This window comes from Glycomyces sp. NPDC048151, assembly GCF_043202775.1.
Classification (GTDB): Bacteria; Actinomycetota; Actinomycetes; order Mycobacteriales; family Micromonosporaceae; genus Glycomyces.
In genome coordinates this window covers 81,104-95,018 of record NZ_JBIDBB010000013.1, presented here as the reverse complement: position 1 = coordinate 95,018, position 13,915 = coordinate 81,104, and the positions used below count along the sequence as shown (strand labels likewise).

Below are 13,915 nucleotides of genomic sequence, written 5' to 3'. Positions count from 1 at the left end.
GTGTCTTGTAGCGATTCACACCGAACCAGAAGGCCCTCGCCTCGTATCAGCCCGTCTCACCCAATGCGGTGTTCACAACCTCCCCGGACAGAACACCTAGCCCCCGCCCACCACTAGAGGGGAAAGAAGAGTACGGCGCAAATATCCCGCCCGGGTCCGACAAAAACGGGTCCTCCCGGCCCGCATGTCACCCGAACGTGTCGTAGAGGCGGGTCAGGCTTCGTCGTCGTCGGGCTTGGCGCCGTAGACCGTGGGGCGAGGGAGCGGGATGTGCTCGGGCAGCTCGGAGCGGTCGAGGAGGTTCTTGACGCGGGCGCGGCCGGGCCGGAACCCGTCCGTCTCCGCGACGGGCTTCGCCGTCGGCAGCTGGTGCGCGCCGGTCTTCGTCGAAGGCTCCTCGAACAGGCTGATGTCCGGCGCGGTCACGATCTTCTTGCGCGCCGCCTCGACCGGCGTCTGCGGCCCCTCCTCGGGGGCCTCCTCGGCGGCCGCGACGGGCTCCGGCTCGGGCTCCGAGTACTCGATCGGGGCCGCGTCCGAGAACGGGCTGTCGTTGACGCGCGGCAGCGGCGGCGCGGGCGGCATCGGCGGGCCCGGTTCCGGGTTCGGCGGCAGCGGTTCGGGCTGCGGCACCGGCGAAGGCTCGGGACGCGGCATCGGCGGGCCGGGCTCGGGGTTCGGCGGCAGCGGCTCAGGCTGGGGCGGCGTCGGTTCAGGACGCGGCGGCGTCGGCTCCGGGTTCGGCACGGGCTCCGGCCGGGGCGCGGGCGGCGTCGGCTCGGGGTGCGGCACCGGCTCGGGACGCTCCGGTTCGGGCTGCGGCGGGGTCGGCGCCGGGCCGGGCAGCGGGTCCGGCAGCGGACCGGGCGGCGTCGGCTCCGAATCGCCCAGGACGGGCACCTCGACGGGCGCCGCGGTCTCGTGGACCGTGACCCCCGATTCGACGCTCGCGGCCGCTTCCAGCGCGGCCGAGGCGGACACTGCGACCGGCTCGGGAGCGGCGTAGTCGCCCACAGGCGCGTCGCCGTCCGGTGTCACGACCTGGGCGGGCGAATCATCCACGGCCGCAGACGAATCCGTCGCGGGCTCCGGGTCATCCGCGTATGCGGAGACGAAATCGGCGGGCTCGTAGGGGTCCGCGACGGCGGTGTCCTCTGCGGACCCGGCCGACGCCCCGAACTCGGGCACGTCTGCGGCGGTTGCAGCGACCGGCTCCGCCGCTGCAGGCTCAGGGGCGTAGTCGTACACCGGCTCGGCCGCCTCCGACTCGGCTGCGTGGCCGCTCACCGGCTCGGCCCCTTCGGGCCCAGGGACATGGTCGCCCACCGGCTCCGCCGCGTCCGCCTCGGCGGCACCGGCTACCGGCTCCGCCGTTGCGGCTCCGGAAGCATCGCCGTCCACAGGCCCGGACGCCGTGGTCGCGGATGCCGCATCGGGCGTCGCAGGCAGGTCGACCGGGACTTCGGACTCCGCATCGGACGAAGCCGTCTCGAGAGGCGAGGCCGCATCGGCGGTGCCTTCGGCCGCCGACGCCGCTTCGGGCTCCGACACCTCGATGCCGACCGCTTCGGCGGCTTCGACGGCGGTCTCGGCCGCCTCGGCCATGTCCGCGCCGGGGCTCGGCGCTTCGACGACCGCCGCTTGCGCGAGGGCCGCGTCGAGCGCCGGTTCGATCTCCGGCAGGTCGGCGTCCTCGCCGGGCCCGGCGCCCAGGACCGCGGACGGGGCGGGCGGCAGGGACTCGCCGGGGACGTCGTCGCCCAGACCGGCGAGCGAGGCCTCTTCCTCCTCGGAGAGTTCGACGTCGTCATCGTCGTCTTCGGGGTCGGGCAGGTCGTCCCAGGCGCCGTCCTCGTCGTCCTCCTCGATCGCCTCGACGACCGTGGGTCCGCCGACCGGCGCGGCGGGCGCCGGAGCGGGGGCCGCGGGCTCCGGGACGCTGAACGCCAGGTCCGGTTCCGAAGGCGCGCGGTCAGGTTCGTCGAACGGCGCGTCGTCGCCGTGGTGCGCCTCCTCGAACGGCTGGTCGTCGTCGACGGGAGCCGCGGGAGCCGGGCTCGGGACCTCGGCCGCGGGGGCCGGGACCGGTGCGGCGTAGGCCGCGCCGGGAACGTTCTCGGCGGACGGGACGCTGAAGCCGGCGGGCTGCGCGGCCGGTACGTCGACCGGCGGTTCGGGGTCGGCGAACGGGGCCGGAGCGGGCGGCTGCTCGACGTTCGGCCGGATCCGCAGGATCTGGGTGCCGTCGGGCATCGGCTCGGGCAGGCCCGGCGGGTCGGCGGGCGCGGCGAACGCGCCGGACTCGGCCGAGGGCAGGCTGAAGCCGCTGCTCGCGGCCGGGACCGCGAACGGCGCGCCGGTCACGGGAGAGGACGCGGGCGGCTCAGCGAACGGCGCGCTCGCGGCCGGCGGGGCCGTGAACTGCGGTTCGGGGATGTGCGGGGCCGCGTACGGCTCCGGGACCGGCGGTGAGAACGGTGCGGGAGCGGGCGGTGCGGCCGCGACCGGCGGCAGCGACTGCGCCGACTGGAACGGCGGCACGGACTGGTAGCCCTGCGGCGGACCCGAGGGATACTGCGGCGGCTGCGGCGCGGCGGGGTACTGCGGCTGCTGGGGCCTCGCCTGGGAGCCGTCGACCGGCGCCGGGTACTGCGGCACCGCGGCGGAACCCGAGGCCGCGCCCGGCGGCGGATAGGCCGGGACCTGGGCGGAGCCCGAAGCCGCCTGGTACTGGCCGGGCGGCGCGTACTGCGGGACCTGGGCCGAGCCCTGCGCGGGCATCCCGGGAGGCGCGGCCTGCGGGGCCCAGCCGCCGGGCGCAGCGTAGCCCTGGACGGGCGGCGACCCGGGCGGCGGGTTCGCGCCCGGGTGGCCCGGCTGGCCGTACTGCGGCGGAACCGCGGCGTAGCCCTGGTTCGCGCTCGGCTGGTAGGCGCCGGGCGGCGCGTACTGGGGTTCGGGGACGGCCGCCGAACCGTAGGCCGGGTTCGGCGGAGGCGCGTAGCCCTGCGGGGCGCCGGGCGGGGCGTAGCCGGGTTCGCCCGGCGGGGCGTACTGCGGGACGGCCGCCGCGCCGTACGCGGGGGCGGCCGACGGCGCGCCGTACGAGCCCGATGAGCCGTAAGGCCCCGATTCGGCCGGGAAGCCCCCGAGCGGCGGAGGCAAAGGCGCTCCGCACTGGGGGCAGCGGCGCTGCCCGGACGTCAGTCGCTGGCCGCAGGAGCTACAACTGTTTCCGTCCACGGAGCCTCCTTGGGGCTGGAGCGTCGTTCGGGCAACTCAACAACCATCGTGCCATCAACCGGTCGCGTCCCGTGCGCGCCTTCCCACTACCGTGCAGTACCCCTATTGCGCGGGATCACTCGTCGACGCACCGGAATCCGCTGCCGTGGTCGCGGGAGTCTCCTGGTCGGAGGGGGTCTCCTCGTCCGGCGACGGCGACTCCGAGGGGGTCGGGGACGGCGTCGGCGAAGTCGGCGGGTCCGAAGGCGACTCGCTCTCGGACGGGTCCGGGTCGGTCGGCCGCGTGGTCGGGTCGGTCGGCCGGGTCGTCGGCGGGCGCGGGCTCGACGGCGTCGTCGGGTCGTCGGGGGTCTGCGTCGGGTTCTCGGCGTCCGGGTCGGTCTGGACGGCGTCGACGACGCGGTGCGCGCCCGCGAAGTTCTCGAACCAGATGGAGCTGATCTTGACCACGTCGCCGGTGCGCGGGGCCTGGATCATCTTGCCGTTCCCCAGGTACATGCCGGTGTGGTAGACCGACTGCCAGTTACCGGGGTCGTCCCACCAGTAGAGGAGGTCGCCGGGGAGGAGCTTCTCGGTGTCGACCGGCTTGTCGCGGGTCGCGTTGTACTGGTCGGCGGCCACGCGCGGCAGCGAGACGCCCGCGCTGTTGTACGCGGCCTGCACGAGGCCGGAGCAGTCGAAGGAGTTCGGGCCCTCGGCGCCCCACACGTACGGGTCGCCGAGCTGGGCCAGCGCGTACTCGACGGCCTTCTTCGCCTCGGGGGCCGCGTCCCAGCCGTCGACTTCGGACGAGAAGTCGTTCGAGTGCTGGGCGGCGGCGGCTTCGCGCTCGTCCTCGAGCTTCTCGACGGCTTCGCGGTTGTTCGCGATGAGCTGGTCGAGGGCGGCCTGGGCGCGGTCGTACTCGGCGTCGAGGGTGGTGTAGCGGGCCTCGGAGCGGTCGGCGGAGAGGGTCGCGGCGTCGAGGGAGGCGCGGGCGACGGACTCGGCGGTCGCGGCGTCCTCGAGGTCGGCGTTGAGGCTGGGGAGGTCCCATTCGCCGCCGAGGGGGGTGAGGCCGGTGAGGTCGGGGAGCTCGGTGTCGGGCTGGCCCGCGGTGTCGGCGTAGGCCTCTCCGGCGGCGTAGTCGAGGGCGGCCTGCGCGGTCTCGAGTTCGGCGATGGTGGCGGCCCAGGCGGTCTGCGCGTCGGTGAGGCGGGTCTCGCGCTGGAGCCATTCCTCCTGGGCGGAGGTGGTCTGCTCGGCGATCTGCGCGAGGTCGGCCTGGGCGGCGGTGATCTGCGCGCCGAGGGGGCCGTTCGCCGTGGCGGGGTTGGTGACGGGGGCGTCGTCGGTCGCGCTGCCCGCGGGGCGGTTGCCGTCGTCGGGGACGGTCACGCCGGGCTCCGCGAATCCCGGCATGGCACCGCCGAAGACGACGGCGGCCGCACCGGCGGCGGCGATCACTCGGGCACCGAACCGTGTAACGCGCATGTGAGGTGTCCTTCTGTGGGGGAGGCCACGAATACTGTACCGAAGACACGCAAGGCTCGCATCCTCGGTTGCTCGCCCCTCGCGTTCCGTGTTGGGCGCCACAGCGACTCGTAGGGCGGCTGTTCGACAGGCGGCGCAGTCGGACCCTCCACCTAGGCTGGACATCGGGGGGTCCTCCCGATGTCCGTTTTGCCGGGACGCTCCGTTCACGTTCACGGCCTCACATCCCGGAACGTGCGCCCCCGGCCGCGGGCGGCGGCGGGGCTACCCTGGCGGAAACGCCACAACGTCAGGAGCGCCATGGACGACAACGCCGAGTTCAAGGCCGGCATCGAGGAGAAGCTCGCGGCCGGCGAGCGGCTCACTTTCGAGGACGGCGTGGGCCTCTATGAAGTCGACGACCTCGCCTGGCTCGGGCGGCTCGCGCACGGGGTCCGCACCGCCAAGAACGGCGACCGGACCATGTTCAACGTCAACCGGCACCTGAACCTCACCAACGTGTGCTCCGCGTCGTGCGCGTACTGCTCGTTCCAGCGCAAGCCCGGCGAGACCGACGCGTACACGATGCGCGTCGAGCAGGCCGTGGCGCTCGCCGAGCAGATGCGCGGGGACGCGCCCACCGAGCTGCACATCGTCAACGGGCTCCACCCGACGCTGCCGTGGCGGTACTACCCGCGGGTCCTCAAGGCGCTCAAGGAGACCCTGCCGCAGGTGAACCTGAAGGCGTTCACCGCGACGGAGGTGCAGTGGTTCGAGAAGATCTCGGGGCTGACCGCCGACGAGATCCTCGACGAGCTCATCGAGGCCGGGCTGGAGTCGCTCACCGGCGGCGGCGCCGAGATCTTCGACTGGGAGGTCCGCCAGCACATCGTCGACCACGCCTGCCACTGGGAGGACTGGTCGCGGATCCACCGCCTCGCGCACCAGAAGGGCCTGAAGACCCCGGCGACGATGCTGTACGGGCACATCGAGGAGCCGCGGCACCGCGTCGACCACGTGCTGCGCCTGCGGGAGCTGCAGGACGAGACCGGCGGGTTCGCGGTGTTCATCCCGCTGCGCTACCAGCACGACTTCCACGACTCCAAGGACGGGAAGATCCGCAACAAGCTGCAGGCGCGCACGAAGATGGCGAGCCCGGCCGAGTCGCTGAAGGTCTTCGCGGTCTCGCGGCTGCTGCTGGACAACTTCGACCACGTCAAGTGCTTCTGGGTGATGCACGGGCTCGACGTCGCGCAGCTGTCGCTGTCGTTCGGCGCCGACGACCTGGACGGCTCGGTCGTGGAGTACAAGATCACGCACGACGCCGACGAGTACGGGACGCCCGACAAGATGACCCGCGAGGACCTGCTCGAGCTCATCCGCGACGCCGGGTTCCAGCCCGTCGAGCGCAACACCCGGTACGAGGTCGTGCGCGAGTACGAAGGGCCGCAGACTATCGGCGAGCGGCGCGCCGAGCCGCAGTCGGTGAAGTTCTAGTGGCGGAAGGCAGGACGCCCGAGCGGGAGCGCCCGAAGGTCGAGACCCTCGGGCAGCTCCTGGGCACGGCGCTGGCGTACTTCGTCATGGGCGCGGCCGTCCTCGTCGTCATCGACCTGGTGTTCGTGCTGCCGACCGGGGGGACCTTCGGGCAGACCTCGGGGTGGATCGCGGCGCTGCCGACGGTGTGGGTGTACACCGAGCAGTTCCGGCGGTACGCGGGCGCGGCCCGCTGGGGGCTCATGCTCGTGGGCGTCCTGCTCGGCCTCGCGGCCGGGTTCGCGGTCGCGCTCATCGCGCCGACCGGGTGGGCGCCGATGCTCACCGGCGGACTCGGCGGCCTGACGGCCGCACTCGTCTACGGCCCGCTGTGGTTCGCGGGCATCAAAGCGTTCGGAGAGGAGCGGCCGCAGTGAATCCGGTCGTCAAGTTCTACCTGTACCGCGTGGCGCTCATCGCGGTGATCGCGGTGCCGCTGATGTTTTTCATCAACGCGCTGCTGGCGCTCGCGGTCGGCCTGCTCGGGTCGATGCTGCTCGGGTTCTTCCTGCTGCGCGGGCAGCGCGAGGCGATGATCGACCACATCGACGCGGGCGTCAAGCGGCGCAGGGAAGAGAAGCAGCGGCTGCGCGCCGAGCTCGCCGGGGACGACGCCTAAAGCCTCCAGGCAGGCGCTATCCGGCGTCCTTCATCAGCTCGGTGCAGATCTGCAGGGTCTCCGCCGCGCCCGCGGTGAGGGCCTTGCCGTAGTGCTTGAGCCAGGACCGGACACCGTCGGGCGTGCCCGTGGACCAGGCTCGCTGCGCGCCGACGTACTCGGGGGCGCGCTCGAGGTGCCCGGCGTCGACCGTGATGAGCAGCTTCGGGTCGAGTCCCTTGCTGGCCAGCGCGAGCCGCGCGGCGGCGCGGGCGACCACGTTGTTGGCCACCGGGAACGGGCGGACCGCGAGGAGTTCGCCGTGGACGACCGCGGCGGCCATCGCGGCCGGGATCTCCTTGGTGGGGTTGGTGACCAGCGCGCAGAGGGCGTTGATGCGGTTCATGCCGGACTCGTCGACCTCGATGCGGCCGGGCTCGAAGTCGACCCCTGCGTCCGGGAACTCCTTGGTGGCGAGGGTGTGGAGCTTCGCGAGGACGTAGCGGGGGGAGACGGGCCACATCGGGGCGAGGCCGGGGAGGGCCTCGACGACGCGCAGGACCCCGCTGACGACCGGGTCGTCGAAGTCCCCGTCGCGCAGGCGCTCCACGTCGCAGTCGTACCCGTCGAGGGCGAGCGTCGCCGAGGCGCTGTGCAGGGCGACTTCGGCCGCTACGAGCTCGTCGCCGCCGCGGAGGGCCTCGTGCCACAGCATCCGGTCGACGTTGGCTCGGGCGTTCTCGAGGGCGTCGGCGACCTCGGAGAGTTCGAGGAGAGGCGCGAGAGGATCCACGGGCGGAACCTTACCTTTTGGGCGGAGCGCGCATACGGCGCACTGGGCGGGCTGGTCGGCAGTCACAGGAAGCGCCGGCGTCCAGGATCGTGCACCGGTCCGACGATACCTCCCGAATCGGGTCGGCAAGGTCCCCGCTGGGGCGTGCGGACCCTTCGCGGGCCGTCCGCCGACCGCCCGCGGGCCGTTCGGCGAGGAGCGGTCCCAGATGCCGGAGCCGAAGCGGCCGGGCGTATCCGTGTCGTGTTCGTCGCGCTAGTGTTGCCGGACATAGACCCGCCTCACAGTCGCGCAGTGGCGCGTAGATCTGTAAGGAGCGAATACCCGTGGCATCAACCCCGCAAGAGACGCTTGCCAATCTGCTCTCGGAGGACCGGACCTTCCCGCCCTCGCCCGAGTTCGCAGGGCAGGCGAACGTCACCGCGGCCGCTTACGAGGAGGCGGCGGCCGACCGGCTGGCCTTCTGGGAGCGCCAGGCGAAGCGGCTCGACTGGTCGAAGGACTGGGACCGGGTCCTGGACTGGGACAATCCGCCGTTCGCGAAGTGGTTCACCGGGGGCGAGCTGAACGTCGCGGCGAACTGCCTCGACCGGCACGTGGACGCCGGGCTCGGCGACCGGGTCGCGATCCACTTCGAGGGCGAGCCCGGCGACAGCCGCGCCGTCACCTACGCGGAGCTGCTCGACGAGGTCAAGCGCGCCGCGAACACGCTCACCGGCCTGGGCGTGGAGGCGGGCGACCGGGTCGTCATCTACATGCCGATGATCCCCGAGGCCGCGGTGGCGATGCTCGCGTGCGCGCGCATCGGCGCCCCGCACTCGGTGGTGTTCGGCGGCTTCAGCGTGGACGCGCTGTCGAGCCGCATCGACGACGCGGGCGCGAAGCTCGTGATCTGCGCCGACGGCGGGTTCCGCAAGGGGAAGCCGCTGGCGCTCAAGCCGACCGTGGACGCTTCGCTGGAGCGGTGCCCGTCGGTGGAGAAGGTCCTGGTCGTGACGCGCACCGGCCAGGAGGTCGAGTGGACCGACAAGGACGTGCGCTGGGAGGACACCGTGGGGACGGCGTCCAACGAGCACGAGGCGCAGCCGTTCGACGCGGAGCACCCGCTGTTCATCCTGTACACGTCGGGGACCACGGGCAAGCCGAAGGGGATCCTGCACACCTCGGGCGGGTACCTGACGCAGGCGTCGTTCACGCACCACGCGGTGTTCGACCTGAAGCCCGAGTCCGACGTGTACTGGTGCACCGCCGACATCGGCTGGGTGACCGGGCACTCGTACATCGTGTACGGGCCGATGTCGAACGGCGCCACGCAGGTCATGTACGAGGGCACCCCGGACACGCCGCACACCGGGCGGCTGTGGGAGATCGTCGAGAAGTACAAGGTGACGACGCTGTACACAGCGCCGACGGCGATCCGCACGTTCATGAAGTGGGGCGACGACGTCCCGGCCCGCTACGACCTGTCGAGCCTGCGGCTCCTCGGGTCCGTCGGCGAGCCGATCAACCCCGAGGCGTGGGTCTGGTACCGCGAGCACATCGGCGGCGGGAACTGCCCGGTCGTGGACACGTGGTGGCAGACCGAGACCGGGGCGATCATGGTGTCGCCGCTGCCCGGCGTCACGTCGACCAAGCCCGGCTCGGCGCAGCGGCCGCTGCCGGGGATCGATGTGGACGTCGTGGACGAGCGGGCCGAGTCGGTGCCGGACGGCGGCGGCGGGTACCTCGCGATCCGCGAGCCGTGGCCGTCGATGCTGCGCACCATCTGGGGCGACCCACAGCGTTTCGTCGACACGTACTGGTCGCGGTTCGGCGGGCTGTACTTCGCCGGGGACGGCGCGAAGAAGGACGACGACGGCGACCTGTGGCTGCTCGGCCGCGTCGACGACATCATGCTCGTCTCGGGCCACAACATCTCCACCACGGAGGTCGAGAGCGCGCTGGTGAGCCACGAATCTGTGGCCGAGGCGGCCGTGGTCGGGGCCTCGGACCCGGTGACGGGCCAGGGCATCGTCGCGTTCGTGATCCTGCGCGGCGGACAGGACTCGAGCCCTGAGCACCTCGCGGAGCTGCGCAAGCACGTCGCGACCACGCTGGGGCCCATCGCGAAGCCGCGCCAGGTGATCATCGTCGCCGAGCTGCCGAAGACCCGCTCGGGCAAGATCATGCGGCGGCTCCTGCGCGACATCGCCGAGGACCGCGAGATCGGCGACGTGACCACGCTCGCCGACAGCGCCGTCATGAGCCGCATCAAGACCGGCCTGCAGAGCGGCAAGGAAGACTAGGCGGCCCGGAGGGCGCCGGGAGGGACCGTTCGGTTCCGCCCGGCGCCCTCCGGCGTCCCAGCGACCAGGACCGGCGGCGAGCAGCCCCCTCCTCGACCGCGACCGCACGCCGCCCGCGTGACCGGCGGCGTGCCCAGGCCGCCGGGGCTCGCCCGGCGGGCGGTGACCTCGTACGCTGAGCGCGTGACCCGCAAGACCTTCGCCGACAGCGCCGCGATCAAGCAAGGCCCCTGGACCCACCGGCACATCGACGCCAACGGCTCGCGCTTCCACGTCGTGGAGGCAGGCGAGGGCCCGCTCATCCTGCTGCTGCACGGCTTCCCCGAGTTCTGGTGGGCGTGGCGCCACCAGATCCCGGCGCTCGCCGACGCCGGCTTCCGCGTCGTCGCCGCCGACCTGCGCGGCTACGGCGCCTCCGACAAGCCCCCGCGCGGCTACGACGCCTACACGATGGCCGCCGACGTCGTCGGGCTCGTCCGCGCCCTCGGCGAACGCGAGGCCCACATCGTCGGCCACGACCTCGGCGGCATCCTCGGCTTCGCCGCCGCCGCGTTCCACCCGCGCCAGTTCAAGTCCCTCACCGTCATCGGCGCGGCCCACCCGCTGCGCCAGCGCGCCGCGCTCGCGGTCGACCCGAAGGGGCAGATGACGGCGTCCCGGCACCTCTTCGCGTTCCAGATGCCCCGCTACGAGCACAAGCTGACCGACTGGGACGCGAGGAAGGTCGCCGACCTCATGTACGCGTGGTCGGGTCCGGGGTGGCGGGGCAGCCGCGACTTCCAGGAGTACGTGCGGGCCTGCCGGGACGTCATCCAGATCCCGCAGGCGGCGTTCTGCGCGCTCGAGGCGTTCCGGTGGCCGTTCCGCACCGCGATGGGCCTGGCCGGGCGGCGCTTCGTGAAGCTGCTGCAGCGGCCGACTCCCGTGCCGACGCTCCAGCTGCACGGCGCGCTCGACCCGTGCGTCCTGCCGCGCACCGCGCAGGGCTCGGGCCGGTACGTGTACGGGCGCTACGAGTGGAAGCTCCTCGACGGCATCGGGCACTTCCCGCAGCAGGAGGCCCCGGAGACGATCACGAAGGAGATCATCCGCTGGGCCGGATAGGCCACTAGCCGGTCGGCTAGTCGGTAGGGCAGGATGGGTCCGAACCACTGACTACCGAAGGCGGGTCCATGTCCGAAGCGACCTTCGCGCTGCGCGGCGCAACGATCGTCCCCATCACCTCGGCGCCGATCGAGCACGGCGTCATCATCGTCGAGGACGGCCGCATCAGCGCCGTCGGCGGCGCCGACCTGCCCGTGCCCGAAGGCGTCCCGGTCGAGGACGCGACGGGCAAGTGGATCGTGCCGGGCCTGATCGACGCGCACACGCACCTGGGCGTGCACGAGGTCGCCGAGGGCTGGGCGGGCAACGACACCAACGAGATGACCGACCCGAACACCGCGTACGTGCGGGCGCTCGACGGCATCAACCCGGCCGAGCCGGGGTTCGCCGAAGCGCTCGAGGGCGGCGTGCTCGCCGTCAACGTGAACCCCGGTTCGGGCAACGTCATCGGCGGCGAATGCGTCGCGATCAAGACCGTCGGCCGGTACGTGGACGAGATGGTGCTCAGGTCGCCGTCGGGCGTGAAGTCCGCGCTCGGCGAGAACCCGAAGCGGGTGTACGGCGAGCAGAAGAAGACGCCGTCGACGCGGCTGGGCACGGCCGGCGTGCTGCGGCAGGCGTTCGTGGAGGCCGAGAACTACCGGGGCGCGGACGCCCCCGACCGGGACCTCAAGCTCGAGGTGCTCGGGAAGGTCCTCGACCGGCAGATCCCGTGGCGGCAGCACTGCCACCGGGCCGACGACATCGCGACGGCGCTGCGCGTCGCCGAGGAGTTCGGGTACGACCTCGTGCTCGACCACGGGACCGAGGCGCACCTGCTCGCCGACGTCATCGCCAAGCGGGGGATCCCGGTGATCTTCGGGCCGCTCCTGTGCTCGCGCTCGAAAGTGGAGACGGTGAACCGCTGGCCCGAGAACGCCGCGAAGCTCGCCGCCGCGGGCGTCACGCTCGCCATCACCACCGACCATCCGGTCGTCCCGATCGAGCACCTGATCATCCAGGTGATGCTGGCGGTCAAGGCCGGGCTCGACCGCGACACGGCGCTGCGATCGGTGACGATCAACCCCGCGCGGATCATGGGCGTCGACGACCGGCTCGGCTCGCTCGAGGCGGGCAAGGACGCCGACTTCTGCGTCTGGTCGGGCGACCCGCTCGACATCTACTCGAAGGTCGAGCGGGCCTACATCGACGGCGCGCAGGTCGCGTAGGCCCGGGGCGGCGGCGCTGTGGAGGCTGGACCGCCGCCCCGGACGACCGGCACACGGTGACGGGCCGGGGAGCGCGCTCCCCGGCCCGTCACCGCGCGTGTCCTATGCGGCCCTGCGGACGTCGGCCCGCTTCGGGAGCGCGGCCTCGGAAGCGGCCCGCAGGTCGCGGGCGATGAGGCCACGCCGGGCGGCGGTGATGCCGCCGGCGATCCGACCGAACAGGGTCGGACGGTCGGGGACGACGGGCGCGTCGGGCAGCGCCGAGTGCGCCTCGGTCTTGCTCATCTGGATTGCCAAGATCGCGTAAGGGTCCATCGGTGTTTCCTTCCGGGCGGTGATGCGAGATGCGTGCCGCGCCGGTGCGGCGGTGAGGCCCGCCCCGCGTCCGAGACCCGCCGGAGCGGATCCTCTGCGCCGCGGGCGGTTCCGGGGCCTCGCCACTACTCTGACCGGCCGTTGTCACCGGCTCATTACGCCCCAGGAAACCCTCGGACAAGTCCCGTGAACACCAGGGTGCCGATCATGCAGCAGGTCACACCCGTTGCCGCGCACTAGGGCTCGTCGTCGAACTCCACCGGCGTGACCGTGCCGGTCTCCCAGTCCCGGCGGAGGACCGCGTAGGCGACCGCGTCGCGCAGGACCCCGTCGGCGTCGGGCCAGCCCTGCCGGAAGTGGCCCTCCTTGACGAAGCCGCAGCGGCGGAACACCGTCCGCATCGCGGCGTTGTCGCGGCGGGTCGTGCCCTCGATCCGGCCGACCCCGGGCAGCTCGGTGAACACGTACGACGTCAGCCACCGCACCGCCTGCGTGCCGACGCCCCTCCCCCGGCACGCCTCGCTGACGCGGAGGTCGAACAGCGGGGTGTCGTCGCCGAGGTCGAAGAGGCGGACCATGCCCGCCCGCCGCGATTCCAGGAAGATCCAGAAGGTTCGGGCCTCGTCGTTCTCGTAGTAGCCCTCGGCGGCCCGACGCAGGACGTCCGCCCGATCGACCCGGCCCGCGCCGTGGAACGGCCACACTTCACCGGAGAGGAAGTCCGCGAGCGCCTCGGCCTCGGAGGGCGCGAAGCGGCGCAGTTCGATGTTCACCACAGGAGCAGGCTAGCGCCGCAAGGGAAACGGGGACAACACGCTTTCCGGGGAGGGTGCTGCTGTGCCCGGCGGCCGCACCGGAAGCCTCGCCCGGTTCTGCGCCCTGGGCGGGCTGGGCTTTTGGTGGGTCCAGTGGGACTCGAACCCACAACCTACGGATTAAAAGTCCGCAGCTCTGCCAATTGAGCTATAGACCCAACGGGGAGATTACCGCATCGGAGCGGCGGCGGTGCGGGTGGCGGGGGCCGGATGGCCTGCGGCACTCGGATTGTCGGTGGCGGGTGCGATAGTGGCCGGAGGCGTGTCGTCCGCAGGCCGTGGACAGCGCGGGACCGAAGGGGCGAGGGCAGACTTCACCGCCGGGCCGGTGGCGGTGCTGTGCCTCTGACGGTGAAGCCGCGGCGGGCGGTGTGGGCTTCGCTCGCCGCTGGTGGACGGCGCGGCGGCAGTCGCGGAGCACCGCCGCCGCGCCTATTCGATCAGCGTCACACGCAGTCCTCGGTGGGGTCGGACCCGCTCCCGCTTGATCGAACATATGTACTATAAACCATCGCGTCAAGCCCGTGCACACCCGGTCGGGTGAATTCCCAAGGGAACTGAGGAAC

General features: G+C 72.5%; 11 protein-coding genes and 1 tRNA gene. 6 read left to right on the top strand and 6 right to left on the bottom strand.

Annotated elements, in window-relative coordinates; translation table 11 throughout:
* Positions 1 to 213: 213 nt before the first annotated feature.
* Both ACGGCP_RS25960 and ACGGCP_RS25955 read right to left on the bottom strand, forming a co-directional pair.
* Positions 214 to 3,165, bottom strand: coding sequence for a hypothetical protein (locus ACGGCP_RS25960; protein WP_392971323.1), 2,952 nt, complete (start codon positions 3,163 to 3,165; stop codon positions 214 to 216).
* Between the two features lie 180 nt (positions 3,166 to 3,345).
* Entirely contained in the window at positions 3,346 to 4,716 is a 1,371-nt protein-coding gene (locus ACGGCP_RS25955; protein WP_392971320.1) for an NlpC/P60 family protein, read from the bottom strand.
* 300 nt (positions 4,717 to 5,016) lie between these two features.
* On the opposite strand from ACGGCP_RS25955, the gene mqnE reads away from it, so the two are divergent.
* Genes mqnE through ACGGCP_RS25940 form a run of 3 tightly spaced genes read left to right on the top strand, consistent with a single transcriptional unit; the run spans position 5,017 to position 6,850 of the window.
* Positions 5,017 to 6,192 (top strand): aminofutalosine synthase MqnE, encoded by a 1,176-nt coding sequence (gene mqnE, locus ACGGCP_RS25950; protein ID WP_392971317.1) that lies wholly within the window; start codon positions 5,017 to 5,019, stop codon positions 6,190 to 6,192.
* Positions 6,192 to 6,608 carry a hypothetical protein gene (locus tag ACGGCP_RS25945; RefSeq protein ID WP_392971314.1) on the top strand — a complete coding sequence of 139 codons (417 nt, stop codon included), beginning with the start codon at positions 6,192 to 6,194 and terminating at the stop codon, positions 6,606 to 6,608. The genes mqnE and ACGGCP_RS25945 overlap by 1 nt, the downstream gene beginning before the upstream one ends.
* Positions 6,605 to 6,850: a DUF4229 domain-containing protein gene (locus ACGGCP_RS25940; protein ID WP_392971311.1), complete on the top strand. Its 246-nt coding sequence runs from the start codon at positions 6,605 to 6,607 to the stop codon at positions 6,848 to 6,850. The genes ACGGCP_RS25945 and ACGGCP_RS25940 overlap by 4 nt, the downstream gene beginning before the upstream one ends.
* Positions 6,851 to 6,866: 16 nt before the next feature.
* Here ACGGCP_RS25940 and ACGGCP_RS25935 read toward each other — a convergent pair whose 3' ends face one another.
* A complete protein-coding gene (locus ACGGCP_RS25935) occupies positions 6,867 to 7,622 on the bottom strand; it encodes an oxidoreductase (protein ID WP_392971309.1) in 756 nt (251 codons plus the stop codon).
* A gap of 326 nt (positions 7,623 to 7,948) precedes the next feature.
* On the opposite strand from ACGGCP_RS25935, the gene acs reads away from it, so the two are divergent.
* The 3 genes from acs (at position 7,949) to ACGGCP_RS25920 (ending at position 12,219) form a co-directional block, all read left to right on the top strand.
* A complete protein-coding gene (acs, locus tag ACGGCP_RS25930) occupies positions 7,949 to 9,907 on the top strand; it encodes an acetate--CoA ligase (protein WP_392971306.1) in 1,959 nt (652 codons plus the stop codon).
* A gap of 183 nt (positions 9,908 to 10,090) precedes the next feature.
* A complete protein-coding gene (locus ACGGCP_RS25925; RefSeq protein WP_392971303.1) occupies positions 10,091 to 11,011 on the top strand; it encodes an alpha/beta fold hydrolase in 921 nt (306 codons plus the stop codon).
* Between the two features lie 68 nt (positions 11,012 to 11,079).
* Positions 11,080 to 12,219 carry an amidohydrolase gene (locus tag ACGGCP_RS25920; protein ID WP_392971300.1) on the top strand — a complete coding sequence of 380 codons (1,140 nt, stop codon included), beginning with the start codon at positions 11,080 to 11,082 and terminating at the stop codon, positions 12,217 to 12,219.
* A gap of 102 nt (positions 12,220 to 12,321) precedes the next feature.
* Here the strand turns inward: ACGGCP_RS25920 and ACGGCP_RS25915 are convergent, their stop codons facing one another.
* The 3 genes from ACGGCP_RS25915 to ACGGCP_RS25905 form a co-directional block, all read right to left on the bottom strand.
* Positions 12,322 to 12,534 carry a hypothetical protein gene (locus ACGGCP_RS25915; RefSeq protein ID WP_392971297.1) on the bottom strand — a complete coding sequence of 71 codons (213 nt, stop codon included), beginning with the start codon at positions 12,532 to 12,534 and terminating at the stop codon, positions 12,322 to 12,324.
* 236 nt (positions 12,535 to 12,770) lie between these two features.
* On the bottom strand, positions 12,771 to 13,310 hold the full coding sequence (locus tag ACGGCP_RS25910; RefSeq protein ID WP_392971294.1) for a GNAT family N-acetyltransferase: 540 nt from the start codon (positions 13,308 to 13,310) through the stop codon (positions 12,771 to 12,773).
* 121 nt (positions 13,311 to 13,431) lie between these two features.
* Positions 13,432 to 13,507: transfer RNA gene (locus ACGGCP_RS25905), tRNA-Lys, on the bottom strand.
* Positions 13,508 to 13,915 lie beyond the last annotated feature (408 nt).

Coding starts and splice junctions, on each gene's coding strand:
- ACGGCP_RS25955 (WP_392971320.1), bottom strand. CDS start 4,716: ATGCGCGTTACACGGTTCGGTGCCCGAGTGATCGCCGCCGCCGGTGCG.
- mqnE (WP_392971317.1), top strand. CDS start 5,017: ATGGACGACAACGCCGAGTTCAAGGCCGGCATCGAGGAGAAGCTCGCG.
- ACGGCP_RS25920 (WP_392971300.1), top strand. CDS start 11,080: ATGTCCGAAGCGACCTTCGCGCTGCGCGGCGCAACGATCGTCCCCATC.
- ACGGCP_RS25915 (WP_392971297.1), bottom strand. CDS start 12,534: ATGGACCCTTACGCGATCTTGGCAATCCAGATGAGCAAGACCGAGGCG.